We start from the raw sequence: 15,203 nt of genomic DNA on the forward strand, positions 1-15,203 counted from the left end.
GGAAGAATATTACCCTTGAAGATCTGTTGGTGGCCTACCGCAAGGCTAAGGCAGATTGTTTTTTTGAAAACACCTTTCCTGCGGCCATAAAATTTGCAGACTATGAACAGGATTTGCTCTCCAACCTAAAAAAACTGCTTAAATCCCTGCATAATAACAAAGGGTTTTCAGGCAACAAAAAACTGTTTGGCGATTATCGTCTATTACCAAAAAAATTATCCGTCAAACCAAAGAACAATGTTCCTGCAAATGGTCATGTGCACTTCTCCAATCCTCATCGCGCAGTGGAACACCTGCTTGATCATCATATCATCACCCCAGAGTTTCGAGTGGTGGGTGACTTCCCGGTAGACACCCATATCCTATCTGCGCTATGGATCAATACGGTGGGGCATCAGTTCGACGCCAAACTGGCTGATAGCTGCTATGGCGCTAGGTTAAGACGTATCCGTAACGACGAGCTGTTTAGCGAACCCAAAGACAAGCCATTCCACATTAGCGCTATAGGCTCCTTCGCGCCATACTTTCAGCCGTACCAGCAGTGGCGTAATGATGGGTTGAAAGCTATTCGCGGCGAACTTGAGCAAGACCGTGAAATTATCGCCGCCTCGCTGGATTTGAAGAGCTTTTATCATTTCATCGACCCGATGGCTTTGGCCTCAACTGATCTTTATGAAGAGTTTGGGCTTAACTTGAGTAATGAAGAGCAGGAATTTACTAAGGAAATTTCTAAATTCCTTAATCACTGGACTCAGGGTGCTAATAAATTTTCGAAAAAAGTCACCCTAGGGAAATCCTCAATCCCTGGCGGTCTTGTTATAGGCCTAACTGCCAGTCGCATTATTTCGAATGTTTTGCTGGGGCGCTGGGATCGATTGATTAAGGAGAAAGTTGCTCCGATACATTACGGTCGTTATGTTGATGATATGTTTTTAGTGCTGCGTGATACCAGCACCATCCGTAACAGTCAGGAGTTTATGCAGTACTTGAAGGACAGGATGGGGCCAGAGGTTGTTGCTCAAGTGGGCAAACCTGATGACCAGACTTGGAAGATACAGCAGGGGGAAGATTTTCAAGGTCAGACACAAATAGTGTTGCAATCAGATAAGCAGAAGCTGTTCGTGCTGCAAGGCCGCGCCGGGCTTGACCTGCTGGACAGTATCGAAAAGGAGATTGTTGAGCTTTCTAGCGAGCACAGGCTCATGCCTTCACCGGATCAACTTGAAGACTCTACTGCCGCCCGTGTTTTGTCAGCTGCGGGCTCCGTCGGCGATAACGCAGATACCTTGCGTCGCGCTGATGGCTTGACCATTCGTCGTTTAAGCTGGTCGTTGCAATTACGGCATGTGGAAACGCTGGCCCGTGATCTGCCGCCACAGGAATGGTATGAGCAGCGTCAGGAGTTTTATCAATTCGCCCATAATCATATACTTCGCCCAGATAATTTATTCGCGCATTTCACCTATTTGCCCCGCCTGCTGGGTTTCGCTATTAGCTTGAATGAGTGGCAGCAGGCTGAACAAATCGCACTTCGCGCATACAACTCCTTGCAACAGTTGGCGGCGGCAATATCAAAAGGGAAAACTATCGCAGTCAATGGAGTTAACACTAAGGCCGGAGAAAATCTATGGCCTATGGTAAAAGGCACTCTGACCTGGTTATTTATTGATGCGGCATCCCGCTATTACGACCCTAATAGGTTATTGCTCGGTCAACGCTCCAGAAAGGAGCAGCGCCTTGCTACGCTGTTTTTGAAGGGAATTTTTGACAGCCTGCTCGAAGTTGAAACCTTGCTTGACTTTCGCTTCGGCTCGGAGGATTTTTATAAAAAAGCACCCATGGTTGCTATGGCCGACCTAGCCAAAGAACCTTACAAGCGAATATTGCACAGCATATCTGCTGGAAAGTTAGTGGGGGGACGGAAAGGTAATAAAGAGAGTCGAATCCTAAAATTGATGGAGACCTCACAACTTTTGAATACTGAGGCGCTAAAAGATTTTTTGAGATCAACTCGTCTTAACCGACTTGAGGCAGTTGAGCCCGGCAAGCGCAAGGACGAAAGTTTCTTACCTTATCTGTTTCCTACACGCCCGCTGACTCCGGCTGAAATATCGGAGCTTGCGCCGGAGTGTGTTGGCTTACGAAGGGCCGATGGTAAACAGCCTCAAGAAAAACCTTCGGTGATATGGGCGCAATATACCCAGGCTCTTAGGGGTGTATGGATAAAGCCAACTCTGCTCGCCTCAGAGCAGGATGGCAAGGATGTGCTAGATATTCATAGGTCGCGCAAATATATTCGGATTGGCACAGGCCGTAAAAATATAATCACAGTTGCTCTGACGAACCTAAAAACAGAGGACAAAGATTGGGCGGCAATGGCCTGCAATAAACCCAATTTATCTCGCGAGAGATATCAGCGCATTTCAGAACTGGTCAATCAAGCTATTCAGCTCAAACCTCGACCCGACTATCTATTGTTTCCAGAGCTTTCTATTCCATTAAAATGGATAGATAGCCTCGCGGCGCGACTGAGTTCCATGGGCATAAGTCTTATTGCCGGAACCGAGTATCGCCACTTTGAGAACAATGAACTTCTGAGTGAAGCCTGCCTAGTTCTTACTGATAACCGACTAGGCTACCCGGCCACGATAAAAATTTGGCAGCCAAAGTTAGAGCCTGCGGTTGGCGAAGATAAGGAGCTAACGACGAAATATGGGAAGTGCTGGGCATTTTCCAAACTGCAAGGAAAGCGCGGCAAGCCAATATATATACATAATGGTGTTAACTTCGGTGTAATGGTTTGCTCCGAATTGCAAAACAGCAAGGCTCGGGTGAGGTTTCAGGGGGAAGTGGATGCCTTGATGGTACTAAGTTGGAATCAAGATCTAGAGACCTTCGCTTCGCTTATTGAGTCTGCTGCGCTAGATGTACATGCCTACACCATTCTGGTGAATAACCGAAAATATGGTGACAGCCGGGTACGCTCCCCAGCAAAAGAATCCTTTATGCGTGACATTGCACGTGTGCGGGGGGGGGATAACGATTTTGTCATAGCTGCCACGCTGGATATTGACGCCTTGCGCGCTTTTCAAAGTAGAGCAAAGCGCTGGCCAGAGGGAGGAGATAGATTCAAACCAGTTCCGGAGGGCTTTAAACTCAACAAAGCTCGGCGCAAGCTACCTCCAAAGTAAGTTCGGGTGCTATTGCAGAGCTGTATTGGATTTTTGAATGAGCCAATACCTGTCTGCTATGGTTGCGGCTAAATTACCACTTTGTAGTGAGGGAGTGGCTTCAAATGGTCGTGACCTGTCCTCCGCCAATGGCAGCTTTGGGTCGATAGCAGTCACCGGTGAAAGGCCGCTTTCGACCCATAGCGGGCATAGCGCTTAGATCGAGCGCTGGTTCACACGAGCAGATAGCTGCTCGGCGTTTTCCTTCCGCTCCGAATAGCGATCCACCAGGAATTCCTGGCGGTCACGCAGCAGCATGGTGAACTTCACCAGTTCCTCCATAACATCCACCACGCGGTCATAATACGGCGAAGGCTTCATCCGCCCAGAGTCGTCGAACTCTAGGTAGGCCTTGGGTACCGAGGACTGGTTCGGGATGGTAAACATCCGCATCCAGCGGCCAAGCACACGCAACTGGTTGACGACATTGAACGACTGCGAGCCGCCACATACCTGCATGACTGCCAAGGTCTTGCCTTGGGTGGGGCGAAGCGCACCCAGCGCCAGGGGAACCCAGTCGATCTGCGCCTTGAACACGGCAGACATTGCGCCATGACGCTCAGGCGAGCACCAGACCTGGCCTTCCGACCACTGCACCAGATCACGCAGCTCCTGCACTTTGGGATGCTCCACCGGCACGTCGTCAGGTAGCGGCAGGCCAGAGGGATTGAAGATGCGAGTCTCGGCTCCGAAGTGCTCCAGCAGGCGCGCTGCTTCTTCGATCAGCAGGCGGCTGAAGGAGCGCTCGCGGGTCGATCCGTATAGCAAAAGAATGCGTGGTTTGTGCTCGCTGGAACGGGTTGCTGCTGGTGGCACATCGAACAGCGCGAGGTCGAGATTAGGCAATTGTTCGGACATGTTTCCTCCTGCTCAAAGCGTACCGATGCGATCCAGCTCATGCTTGAGCTGATCACGGTCGAGGTGATCGAAAGGCAGTGCGAAGAAGGCCTGGCAGCGAGCCTCGATGCGGGTCAGCGTGGCGGAGAATGCTGCGTCTACCGACGCCTCGTCAGCCAAGACATCGGACGGATCCTCCAGCCCCCAGTGCGACTTCAGTGCAGGGCCGAAATACACCGGGCAAGCTTCGCCGGCAGCCTTGTCGCACACGGTGATGACGATATCAGGAGGGCGGCCCTCGAACGCGTCATTGCCCTTGCTGCTCAGCCCATCGGTCGAGATGCCGGCATGCTGCAAGGTGGTCAGGCTGCGAGGTAACACTTGGCCCTTAGGAAAACTGCCGGAACTGACTGCTTCAAATCCCTGAGGCGCCAGGTGATTGAACATGGCCTCGGAAAGGATGCTGCGGCAGCTGTTGGCCGTGCACATGAACAGGACTCGCATGGGGGCTCCTCCGCATCGTGGCGGATATCAGAGGCTCAGGCGCAATGCCAGGGCCGAAAGGGTGATCAACAGAACCGGCAGCGTCAGCAGGATGCCGACCTTGAAGTAGTAACCCCAGGTGATGAGCACGCCTTTGCGCTCCAGCACGTGCAGCCAGAGCAGCGTGGCGAGGCTGCCGATGGGGGTGATTTTCGGGCCGAGGTCGCAGCCGATGACGTTGGCGTAGATCATCGCCTCACGCACCAGCCCTTGCGCCTCGCTGGCCTCGATAGACAAGGCACCGACCAGCACGCTTGGCATGTTGTTCATGACCGAGGACAGCAATGCAGCAATCAACCCGGTGCCGATGGTGGCACTCCACAGCCCTTGCTGAGCAAGACGATCCAGCAGGTGGGTGAGCATCTCGGTGAGGCCGGCATTTTTCAGCCCGTAGACCACCAAGTACATGCCAAGAGAGAAGATCACGACCTGCCAGGGCGCTTCGCGCAGTACCCGGCGGGTCGAGATGCGATGCCCGCGAGTGGCGACGGCAAAGAGGATCGCCGCACAGGCTGCGGCTACCGCACTGATCGGGATACCCAGTGGTTCCAGGGCGAACAGGCCAATCAAAAGCACCAGAAGCACCCAGCCACCGACGTTGAAGGTCGCGCGGTCATGAATCGCCTCGCTTGGCGTCTTCAAGGCCGCGACCGTGTACTGCCTCGGGATATCACTGCGGAAGAACAGGAGCAGCACCAGCAGGGTCGCGGCCACGCTGGCGAAATTCACCGGCACCATCACCGAGGCATATTCGCTGAAGCCCAGCCTGAAGTAGTCGGCTGAGACGATGTTCACCAGGTTGGAGACTACTAACGGCAGGCTCGCCGTGTCGGCGATGAAGCCGGCGGCCGTGACGAAGGCCAGCGTCGCGGCGGGCGAGAAGCGTAGCGCAAGCAGCATCGACATGACGATGGGCGTGAGGATCAGCGCTGCCCCATCGTTGGCGAACAGCGCCGACACGGCAGCACCGAGCAGTACGCTGAAGGCGAACAGGCGGTAACCGCTGCCGTTTGCCCAGCGCGCCACGTGCAGCGCGGCCCACTCAAAGAACCCGGCCTCGTCCAGCAGCAGGCTGATGATGATGACGGCGATGAAAGTGGCGGTGGCGTTCCAGACAATGGCCCACACAGTCGGGATGTCGTGCAGCGAAACGACACCCGCCGCCAGGGCGATGAGGGCACCGAGCGAAGCACTCCAGCCAACGCCAAGCCCCTTCGGTTGCCAGATGACCAGGATGAGGGTGAAAACAAAGACAGCAATGGCGATCAGCATGTAGATCTCGCTCGGTGATGATCAGCAGCAGGCAGCGTCACGAACGGGGCGGCCTTCCATGTTCTTCAGCCGAAGAGAGTTGTCTGCCAACCACTGTGAGTTAGCCTGCAAGGTCACCTGCAACATTTCATGTACCCAAGCGGGCAGATCCGGGTTCAGGCGGTAATACACCCATTGGCCTTGGCGGCGATCCAACAGCATGCCATTGCTGCGCAGTTGCGCGAGGTGGCGGCTTATCTTGGGTTGGCTGTCGTTCAGCGCGCACATCAGTTCGCAGACACATAGCTCACCGAGGCTAGCGATCAGCAGGGTGGCGCGGACACGGGTCTCGTCGGATAAGCTCTTGAACACATCGGGCGGGGTAATCATGGCTGCATCAATACATATGGAAATTCGAATATACGAATATCCATATGTATGCTGCAAGCACATTTGGCCTGAACCTCCGCTATGGGTCGGTTAGCGACGGTCTGACCTAGACCGCCGCTATGCATGATCAAACCTCGGTCTGTTCTGCCATCTCCAGAGCGTCATCGACCTCAATCCCCAAATATCGAACGGTGCTCTCCAGCTTCGTATGGCCGAGCAGCAGTTGAACGGCCCGCAGGTTCTTCGTCCTGCGATAGATCAGTGATGCCTTCGTACGTCTCATCGTATGAGTGCCATACATGGCTGGTTCAAGGCCAACGGCCTTCACCCAGCCTTTGACGATGCGAGCGTACTGCCGAGTGGATAGATGGTCTGATGTATGCAGTCGGCTAGGGAAAAGGCAGTCCTCGCTGCGTAGCTGGGCCTGATGTATCCAAGCCGCGATAGCGGACCGTGTTTGTTCAGTAATCTCGAACTGGACTGGCCGGTGCGTTTTCTGCTGCATCACCATCGCTCGTGAGGACACCTGTTCGCCATGAGCAACGTCGCGTACACGGAGCTTGGTTAAGTCGCAGGCTCTGAGCTTGCTGTCTATGGCCAGATCGAAGAGAGCTAGGTCACGGGTTCTCCCTCCAACTTGAAGCCTTACTCGTATAGCCCAGATATCTCTCAGTCGGAGCGGAGCTTTCTGCCCGACCAATTTTCCTTTGTTCCAGGGCTGACGACCGCAGGTTGAGATGATGTTCATGGCAAATCCTCCACGTGTGGGAGGATAAGGATGGTTAGCCAGAGCAGCGGTCGCTAATGACCCAGTGCTGCCCTTGGCGGCGAGCAGCTAACGGCCTGAACTGCTAGGCGTCCTATACTGCGTAGGTCACAAAGGGAGGGCAGCATGGACGACTTAAGAGACAAGATAGAGGCGAGTGAGCCGCTGATGCAGCAAGCCATTGAGGCACTGCGACGGTACCACGAAGCCAAAGCCGCAGAGAGCCCGCCCGATGAAATCGAGCGCCTTAAAATGCTAGCAGACTCGTTGTTCCAAGCCGTCTCGGAGTATCAACTTCGGGCGCTTGGAGGGCCAATTAGACCCCTTCAGTAAGTGTTGATGCCAAAGGCTGCTTTCGACCCAAACCCGCTTTTCTCGGAGGAGAACTACCGGCCACAAGCCGCTCCTCTCGACGGAGGCTCGACGGAGGGTAGCTAAACGACCTGATTCTGATAGGTACTCTATACTCTCGGGGTCAGAACGGGAGGACAGCATGGACGACTTGCGGCAGAAAATAGAGGCGGGTGAGCCACTTATGCAGCAGGCTGCTGAGGCGTTGCGACGGCACCACGTAGCTAAGGCTGCGGAGAGCCCGCCCGATGAGATTGAACGCCTGAAAATGCTGGCGGAATCGCTGTTCCAGGCCGCCTCGGAGTACCAGCTTAACGCACTTGCAGGGCCATTAAGGCCGCTTCAATAAGCTTATGTTCCTCAGGCGGAAATCTCCTACAGTCGTCTGGCACCCTCAGTATGCAGAAACGCTCTGTGTTGGCGAATGCACGTTCAGCAAATTGCTGAGCACGGGGTAGGTGAGGGTTGTGCATAGGCGCAAGAACTCCCGCATGGCGGCCTGACCAGCGTAATCTTTTAACCTACCTCATTGCACCAAGCAGCCAGCACCCGCGCAATAGTGTACTGTATGAATGTGGCAATGGGATGGCGCAGCCATTTAACACACGTCTGCTCTCGTTGATCACACGAAATTATTTGTTGAACCGTTGCATCCATATGGCTATCCCAGCAACAGAGAGCGTCGAAATTTGCCGGGGAAAAATCTCCCCTATGCTTACTCGACTTCGTCGAGCAATCCATAAGAGTGCGGGCAGCCCAGCCTAACGCCTCTGCATCTAGCCCTTCATACGCGGCAAGAATCCTTTGATCCTAGGCGAGTCAAAGGCCGAAGCCTCATCTAATGCTTCAGTTTGCTGCGATCGCGATGATCGCGCATGAGCAGTCTTATGCCAGGCTCAAAGTGTTTCTACACCCGTGAAATGCGATATCGCGGCTACGACGCGACCTTCAAGCTCAACTGGCCATCCGTGGGCAGTCCCTGGAGAGCCGAACAGCGTGTTGTCATTCAAAGCAAAGATTTTGGATTCATTCTGATTCAGCCTGTGGAAGAAGGTGTCACCCTCAACACGTTGCTAGAGGTATTCGAAGCGCGTGTTATTGCGATCGTGGATGAGCGCCATTTGGGGAGTGTATAGACCGGACACATGGTTAGTCCCCTTTCTCTACATGCCTTCGAGAGGCTGCTATGGGGCGTGGGCTACCAATCGTGATGAGCTTTTTTCGCCGTTCAGGATGTGTGCGGCGGGGCATATCCAGCAAATGACAGGGCACCTCAATGCAAACGGCTGGTCAGCATCGATGAAAAACACTGGCCAACTGCCGGCTTCAGCGCGGTGCTTAACCGTAACATCCGGCCGAACATTCACTATGCCCTCCAGAGTGAGCATGCTTGCGCCGTCTGTCCTTCCTTCTGTCAGGCCCTGGAAACAATGGTGAATGTACTGACACCAATAGGGATATGGTGGGAGGAATTATGCGTGAGCCGGTGTTGGTGGTTGAGGATGACAACATCCTCCGATGGTTGATGACTGAAGTCGTAACGCACTTGGGGCATGGCGTCGTCGAGTGCGCAAGCGCCGATGACGCGTTGCAAAAACTGCAAGCGGGTCAACCGCTGGCGTTGTTGATTACCGATGTGCGCATGCCCGGTCACTATGACGGTCTGGATCTGGCCAAGGCGGTCTGGGCGTTGCGCCCGGAGCTTCCGGTTATTATCGTTTCAGGCAATACGGTGCTCGAGCCTGGTTTTCTTCCGACCAACGCTCGGTTCATCACCAAACCGTGCACTCTGGATGCATTAAGCCACGCGATCAATGAGCTCCTAGGCCACTGAAGCACAGAGTTAGCGGTCGAGCCCTTACACCTTGAATCGCACGCGGATGGTGCTTTTTCCGGACTGTCTGTCGATCGAGATGGCCGCAGCCCCGTATCCGCAATAATTCTTGACCAGACGCATACCAAGGCCGGTACCGGTTGGCTTGGGATAGGTGTCCGGGAAACCATCGCCCTCATCTGAAACGCTGATCAGCGCGTGATCACCGGCATCCTTCACCTGGACTTCAATGGTCCCTTTCCCGTATTTCAGCGCATTGGTGATCAACTCCGAAACCACCAGGCCTAACGGCGCCATTCGTTCTGGAGGAAGCACTAATGGGTCGGCATCCAGCTCGATTTTTCGGTCAGCCAGCGCTCGGCCCAAGTCGCCCAGCAACGCCTTGAGGTAGTCCGATGCCAGAATGGCGTGCTCATGCGAGGCGTTGTATAGGCGCTCATGCACGGTGGCGATGGTGACGACCCGGCCAGCCGCTGTTTGAAGCTGAATCCTGACAGCCTCATCGGGAGTCAGGTTGGCTTGTAGGAGCAGCAAGGTATTGACCAGATGGAGGCTGTTCTTGACCCGGTGATGGACCTCCTCGACGTCCATGTTACTTCTGCTGAGTTGGGTATTTTGCGCTTCGATCAGCGATAGCAACTGGACTTCGTGATGCCGACGCTCAGTGATATCCCGGGAGACCGCAATCACTTTTTCTACAGCGCCTTCAGGACCCATGATAGGTGCGACAGTCACATCCCACCATTTGGGCTCAGCGAGTGCTGTAGGACAGAGGGCCTCGAAACGTGTGGACTCGCCACGCACGACCTTTTCCAATGCATCAAGTACCAGTGATTTGGACTCTTGAGGCCACAGATGCCACCAGGATTTGCCTTTGACCTGAGCCAGGTCGCCGATCTGCATCAAACACAGGCCGGCGTCGTTCATGAATTCGATTTCCCCCTCGGTTGAAAGAACCTTTACACAATCGGGACTGGCGTTGAGCATGCTTTCCGAATAAGGGTTTGGAGCGGGAACGTCAGCGTCGGAGGCCAGTCTTTCCAAGGTCATCGAGATAACGTTGGATATGCCTTCCAGAAAGACCAGGTCGCTTTCGATGAAGTCATCACCGTCACTACTGTCAGCTTCCAATACCCCAAAAGGAACCGAGATGCCCCGGATAGGCACGTTGATCGCGCGCTCTATGCCGTATCTCTTCAACAGCTCTGGAGTCCGAAAACGCTCTTCCTGCCCGAGATGGTTAGAAAGCACTGGACGGTAGGTCGATATCGCATAGCCGGCCGGGCTTGCGACATCGCCACCTACAACCGCGCTACCGATGTCCTCCTCATCCCAGCCAACCCCGTAAGCAAGGAGGAAATCATTGGTGTCCTCAATCGGAGTAAGGACCTTGGCAAAGCGCGTTTGCATCCCCTCTGCCACCACCGTACATGCCTGATTAATCAACGGATCAAGGCTGTTCGATTTCAGCGAGTGAACACCAAACTCGACAACCAATTCATGCTGCCTCTTGAGTCGGGCATGAGTCTTTCGTAGCGCAGCCCGGATCGTCTCATCAGGAGTCGAGTGTTCCATAAACGCTGTTCCACAACGGCAATGGGGGTTGCTATCGTCGCACCGGCGCACTACAGAAACAATCGCATCGATGATGGAGCTTCAGCGGCACCTGGGCAGTTCTTCAGCATAGTTCAGCAGCAGAGCGAATGTCCTGGTCTTGGACCGCGCGATGGCTGAAAATTGCGGTCAAACGGATCTGCAGGAGCCAAGCGCTACTGACGGTGGAGGATCGCGGAAAAGTCGATCAGCAACGCTAGCCTGGAGCCTTTGATTGATTAGGTGAGGCAGAATGAATTTATTTGGAGCAAAGGATGTCGTAATGATATCGCGCACCAAGCCGCCTTGAAGACGGTGACAGGATGTCAACTCCGATCTGGTGCGTGTTACGCGAGCCAGATGATGAAACACACGATTTCCCCTCCACCGCTTCCCCCCGTGATGCTTGTAGAAGACGAACCTGCATTAAGAGCAATCCTTACCTTTATGCTCGAGGATCTCGGAGCTGTGGTGACCAGCTTTGCAACCGCGGCTGAAGGACTCGCCGCTCTAAGTACTCAGGAATGGGCGTTGGTCGTGACGGACGTTAGAACACCAGGGCCTGTCGATGGGCTTGCTCTTGCAACCACAGTCCGGGCAAGACTTCCTGCAGCTGGGGTCATAGTAATGAGCGGGTTCTATGAAGAGATGGGAAAACCACTGCCGATGGGAGTGTCTTTTCTGCCCAAACCGTGGCCTTCAGAGTCTTTTGACCAGCTGGTAATGCCCGTGCTCGAACAGTTCAGCAAGCGGATTTACCCAGAGTAGGTGGTTACCGGCTCAGGGCTTGTCCGATGGCGTCAATGAGTTGTTCAAGAGCCCAAGGTTTGAAAAGGAAGATGGTCCGAGGATCAAGCCCATCTGTGTCCAGGTTGAAGCCGGACGTGAAGATACAGGGCAAATCGGGCCACTTCTGCTGGATCATGGAGAGGAACTCCATACCTTTGATGCTACCAGGTAGGCCGTGGTCGGCGATGGCCAGAGAGAAGCTACCGTGCTGTTCCAATAACTCGATGAGCGCGTCATCGGCGTTATCGAAAGTTGCGCAGTCACCTCCCAACTCCCGAATGATATCGGACATCAATGTCCTCAACGTCTGATCATCTTCTAGAACAAGTAGCTTCATTCCGATCAAAGACAGTCCTTTTGTCTCGAATTCCATAAGGCCTCTCGCCTGCAAAAAGGAGATTTTTTCATGATTCTGAATGGTAATTGACGGTAGCGAATAGCCACCGCGCTGTCTGTTCGCGCGCCGTCATATTTCTAAGCAAAACACCAAAGATAGATGATGGGGAAGAAGGGTGTCTTCGGTGCGGGGATACTAGTCCCCAGGTCCAGAGATATTCTGAGCGAAGCGGCATGACACATTCTACTCGGCACTATGGGTACGCTGAAGGTAGGGTCGGAACTCTCGCAGAAAAATTTCGAGGGTTTTAGGCCCGATCCCGTCCAGGCTGAGAAGCCAAGTTTCAAATCGACCGGTGTCGGATGCTGTGACGACAGTTGCAAGCTTGGCTTGGAGCTCTGCCTCAAGGCGTAGCCCTAAAGCGTGCAGCCGGCGGGCTGTTGATTCGTCATAACGTGCATAGCCCGCCTGGCCCAGCAACTTTACGAGGATCTGGTGCGAGCAACCGGCCAGCTTGCTCGGTGTATCCAAACCATGTCTGTTGACCAGGGTGCGATAGGCCTCCACTGCAGTGCTGGACCGAATCCTCTTTCCAATCAGAAAGCTGGCCAGCAGCCACTTGTACACACCGACTTCATAAGGCTCTGAAATGTCGATGCCCAAAGTGGCAGCGGTAACCGTGATCACCCCTTGGTGCGCTTCGGGTCTGCGGCACGTGGATACGTCCGTTCTTCCTCGATTGTTCCGTCGGCCTTGTGGATCTTCACCGAGGCGGTTTTCCCGTCGAAGAACTCGGAAAGATGGCCGACCAATTCAGCCTTCGTAGCAGCGCGCTTGGAAGCACGTTCAGCACCGGCTTTCTTCAGCTCCCAACCATCGACGGTCGGGCTTACGTGATAATTTTCCACGCCTTATCCTCCTATTTAGATTGATTCATCATCGTCCTGGATGTCTTCCTCAGCCTCAGTTGCATCCGTGGCGTCGGCATCGTTCAACGGCGGAGACGTTGGCTAGCCCGGGTCATTGATGAAAGGAACCTTGCTCGGCCCTTGCTCTTCGGAACCTTCTGTTTTTGGCTGCATGGTGCACCTCCTTTACCCACGTTTGGAGCGCTTAGCCGCGTCTACGTTCAGTTCGATCAGCACTGCACCTTTTTCCGATCCCATGCTGCTTGTTAGAGGTTATCAATCGGCTGGCCCCCAAAGCAGGGTTACCCAGTGATTCAGCGGCCGTGTCGCCTCGCAATGGGGGTTGCGGCGGCTTAGCCAAGGTGGCGAGCACGTGCATCACTCCAGTTCATCGCTCGAGTCATCGTCTCGCCGGGGCGCTTGTTGAAGCCCTCCTCAGAGAGCGGCTGACTGAGCTCATCGTAAACCCGATGAAGAGTTGGGTTTTTCCCGTCCGTCCCAAGCGCACCTGTACATCGATCAAACGCCCGCTATCCAATTTCTCACTGTGAGTTCGGTGATGAAGATTAGAATCCGCCCACTTTAGAGGCGTATGCGATGGGTCAGGCTATAGTAGTGCCGCGCTGGGCTGCACTACCCGAATAGCCCCTAATTTCCAGGACGCCTTCACTCCTTTTGGCCGATTGCTGCCCCGAACGAGGGACCGCTATGGGTCGTTAGCTGCCTGTCCTGGATGACTTCTTTCGTCCCTTATCTCTGCGTGCGACTCGTCAGCCCGAATGCAAGTGACTTGTCACGTCGAATGCAAATGTGTGGTCACGTGAGTGCAACTACGCATGCAGTGCTAGCGTTCACAAAAACTAATGTTTCCCAAGCATGATTGAATCTCCTGAGATCCCGATAAACGCAAGCTACTTGCAACTTCACTGCGGTCACATGAGCGTTCGTATAGCCAATATTTGAACTGGCGTGATACTGCCACCGATAGCATCAATTCGTTGAAGCCATTCGGCGGCAGTCAAGCTTTCACCCCGCCTGACGAGACCACCGAAATCAATCACCGCCTGCTGAAGGGCTTCCAGCATCTCAGGATAAAACGGGCCGCCATCGAACCTGACGCTCAGCCAGCCAAGCCGTGATCGCTTAATTCCTAGCGCGCTGCGTGCGCGATGTTCCATGACAGTTACCCCGCCCCTGCGGTCGAGCAGGACGCTCTCCGCACGCCTTCCATGGATGCTCTCTCTGATCTTGTAGCTGTCCAGGCGAGCTGGGATGTAGCCACGGGTAATTTCAAATGGGTCGTAAATACCGTGGTCATATAAGCATCATAGCGGGACGATTCTCGCTATGGCAAGAATCTCCGCAACCCTCGACAACGACGGCAGTCTGAAAAAGCTCGGTGCAGCGATTCGGGCCCGTCGCCTAGCGCTCGCACTTTCTCAGGAAGCATTAGCCGACGCAGCAGGGGTTGACCGCTCTCACATGGGGAAAATCGAGAGGGGAGAAAGGAATGTCACTTTCCTGAACATCCTGCGGATAGCCGTTGCGGTCGAATGCAAGCCATCCGAGCTGCTAGTCGATGCGAGCCTTTAGCCTTATCTGAGAGCAGCTGTTTGAGGGATTAGGAGTTTGGCGTGAGCGAACTGCGTCACGTCCTACCCCGGCAGAATTACGAGTTCGACGAGGTCTCCAGGACTGAGAGATCATCAAGCGCCGCGCCCAATTGGCGATTGCGGAAATGCCTCACCAGAGACGCTCTGAAAGCCGGAGGGAATACGGCGCCATAGCAGCTTTGAAGAACCATAAGCCTTAGATTCTCGCGACCAAGCTTGGGTGCCTGCCAGCCCTTGATCCAATCAGCACGCATAATGAGAATGCCCCATGTGCCTACCTTGGATATGTTGACGCGACTACCAACACAGTGGGCCAATGACATAGGGCATTTCTATCGCTTCAGCGCGTGCCGGCCTGATTCACGCAAGGCGACTTCGCCGGACGCTTACAATCAATCACCCTTTCCGGCATTGCGACCTACACCCCCCTAACCCCAGAAACGACTCAAAGCCTGAAGGCCGTGAACCACTTACCAAAGCCTTAAAAGGGGCAGAAATTGCAATGTTTCCCACGGAAATTTCTCGAATTTTAGGTGCCTTAAGAATTATCGCTCCACCCCTATCAGCTAATCGCATTGCTTGTGGACGCACGCAAGGACGCACAGATGACGCAGCAGGATCTCTCTGCACGACTTGGAAAGCCCCTGTCCTATGTGTCCAAGTACGAACAAGACGAGCGGCGTCTGGAGGTAATAGAGTTCCTCCAGATAGCGCTCAATCTGAAAGCGGCCCCCTACCTGCTTCGACGTGAACTCGAACCT

General features: G+C 54.2%; 18 protein-coding genes and 1 pseudogene. 8 read left to right on the forward strand and 11 right to left on the reverse strand.

The window, feature by feature from the left end:
* The first annotated feature begins 8 nt into the window (after positions 1-8).
* Entirely contained in the window at positions 9-3,191 is a 3,183-nt protein-coding gene (locus tag N7650_RS27145; protein ID WP_279900830.1) for an RNA-directed DNA polymerase, read from the forward strand.
* Positions 3,192-3,386: 195 nt separating this feature from the next.
* On the opposite strand, the gene arsH is transcribed toward N7650_RS27145, so the two are convergent.
* From arsH to N7650_RS27170, 5 genes are all read right to left on the reverse strand, one after another.
* Entirely contained in the window at positions 3,387-4,088 is a 702-nt protein-coding gene (gene arsH, locus N7650_RS27150; RefSeq protein ID WP_176510402.1) for an arsenical resistance protein ArsH, read from the reverse strand.
* A 12-nt stretch (positions 4,089-4,100) separates the two neighbouring features.
* Complete coding sequence (locus N7650_RS27155) at positions 4,101-4,571, reverse strand: arsenate reductase ArsC (RefSeq protein WP_279900818.1); 471 nt, start codon at positions 4,569-4,571, stop codon at positions 4,101-4,103.
* A gap of 27 nt (positions 4,572-4,598) precedes the next feature.
* Positions 4,599-5,882, reverse strand: coding sequence for an arsenic transporter (locus N7650_RS27160; protein WP_279900819.1), 1,284 nt, complete (start codon positions 5,880-5,882; stop codon positions 4,599-4,601).
* Positions 5,883-5,903: 21 nt separating this feature from the next.
* Complete coding sequence (locus N7650_RS27165) at positions 5,904-6,251, reverse strand: metalloregulator ArsR/SmtB family transcription factor (RefSeq protein ID WP_279900820.1); 348 nt, start codon at positions 6,249-6,251, stop codon at positions 5,904-5,906.
* Positions 6,252-6,378: 127 nt separating this feature from the next.
* Positions 6,379-6,999, reverse strand: coding sequence for a tyrosine-type recombinase/integrase (locus tag N7650_RS27170; RefSeq protein WP_279900821.1), 621 nt, complete (start codon positions 6,997-6,999; stop codon positions 6,379-6,381).
* A 144-nt stretch (positions 7,000-7,143) separates the two neighbouring features.
* On the opposite strand from N7650_RS27170, the gene N7650_RS27175 reads away from it, so the two are divergent.
* From N7650_RS27175 to N7650_RS27190, 4 genes are all read left to right on the forward strand, one after another.
* Entirely contained in the window at positions 7,144-7,350 is a 207-nt protein-coding gene (locus N7650_RS27175; protein ID WP_009403477.1) for a hypothetical protein, read from the forward strand.
* A 160-nt stretch (positions 7,351-7,510) separates the two neighbouring features.
* A complete protein-coding gene (locus N7650_RS27180; RefSeq protein ID WP_279900823.1) occupies positions 7,511-7,717 on the forward strand; it encodes a hypothetical protein in 207 nt (68 codons plus the stop codon).
* Between the two features lie 526 nt (positions 7,718-8,243).
* Positions 8,244-8,504, forward strand: a complete 261-nt coding sequence (locus N7650_RS27185; RefSeq protein ID WP_240160682.1) for a hypothetical protein — start codon at positions 8,244-8,246, stop codon at positions 8,502-8,504.
* Positions 8,505-8,842: 338 nt separating this feature from the next.
* Positions 8,843-9,202 carry a response regulator gene (locus N7650_RS27190; protein WP_081263262.1) on the forward strand — a complete coding sequence of 120 codons (360 nt, stop codon included), beginning with the start codon at positions 8,843-8,845 and terminating at the stop codon, positions 9,200-9,202.
* 24 nt (positions 9,203-9,226) lie between these two features.
* On the opposite strand, the gene N7650_RS27195 is transcribed toward N7650_RS27190, so the two are convergent.
* A complete protein-coding gene (locus tag N7650_RS27195) occupies positions 9,227-10,777 on the reverse strand; it encodes a PAS domain-containing protein (RefSeq protein WP_064304390.1) in 1,551 nt (516 codons plus the stop codon).
* 381 nt (positions 10,778-11,158) lie between these two features.
* Between N7650_RS27195 and N7650_RS27200 the strand changes: the two genes are divergently transcribed.
* Positions 11,159-11,563, forward strand: a complete 405-nt coding sequence (locus N7650_RS27200; protein ID WP_279900824.1) for a response regulator — start codon at positions 11,159-11,161, stop codon at positions 11,561-11,563.
* A gap of 4 nt (positions 11,564-11,567) precedes the next feature.
* Here the strand turns inward: N7650_RS27200 and N7650_RS27205 are convergent, their stop codons facing one another.
* The 5 genes and pseudogenes from N7650_RS27205 to N7650_RS27225 form a co-directional block, all read right to left on the reverse strand.
* Entirely contained in the window at positions 11,568-11,957 is a 390-nt protein-coding gene (locus N7650_RS27205) for a response regulator (protein WP_064304389.1), read from the reverse strand.
* A 207-nt stretch (positions 11,958-12,164) separates the two neighbouring features.
* Entirely contained in the window at positions 12,165-12,608 is a 444-nt protein-coding gene (locus N7650_RS27210; RefSeq protein ID WP_064304388.1) for a hypothetical protein, read from the reverse strand.
* Positions 12,605-12,829 carry a DUF2188 domain-containing protein gene (locus N7650_RS27215; RefSeq protein ID WP_064304387.1) on the reverse strand — a complete coding sequence of 75 codons (225 nt, stop codon included), beginning with the start codon at positions 12,827-12,829 and terminating at the stop codon, positions 12,605-12,607. The genes N7650_RS27210 and N7650_RS27215 overlap by 4 nt, the downstream gene beginning before the upstream one ends.
* Positions 12,830-13,182: 353 nt before the next feature.
* Positions 13,183-13,409 (reverse strand): annotated as a pseudogene (locus tag N7650_RS27220) (hypothetical protein); the annotation flags it as partial.
* Between the two features lie 352 nt (positions 13,410-13,761).
* Complete coding sequence (locus N7650_RS27225; protein WP_279900826.1) at positions 13,762-14,007, reverse strand: hypothetical protein; 246 nt, start codon at positions 14,005-14,007, stop codon at positions 13,762-13,764.
* Positions 14,008-14,176: 169 nt separating this feature from the next.
* Between N7650_RS27225 and N7650_RS27230 the strand changes: the two genes are divergently transcribed.
* Both N7650_RS27230 and N7650_RS27235 read left to right on the forward strand, forming a co-directional pair.
* On the forward strand, positions 14,177-14,422 hold the full coding sequence (locus N7650_RS27230) for a helix-turn-helix transcriptional regulator (protein ID WP_009402735.1): 246 nt from the start codon (positions 14,177-14,179) through the stop codon (positions 14,420-14,422).
* 601 nt (positions 14,423-15,023) lie between these two features.
* A partial coding sequence (locus tag N7650_RS27235) for a helix-turn-helix transcriptional regulator (protein WP_279900828.1) occupies positions 15,024-15,203 on the forward strand: 180 nt, incomplete at its 3' end.

Source organism: Pseudomonas sp. GD04058, from assembly GCF_029836855.1.
Taxonomy (GTDB): domain Bacteria; phylum Pseudomonadota; class Gammaproteobacteria; order Pseudomonadales; family Pseudomonadaceae; genus Aquipseudomonas; species Aquipseudomonas bharatica.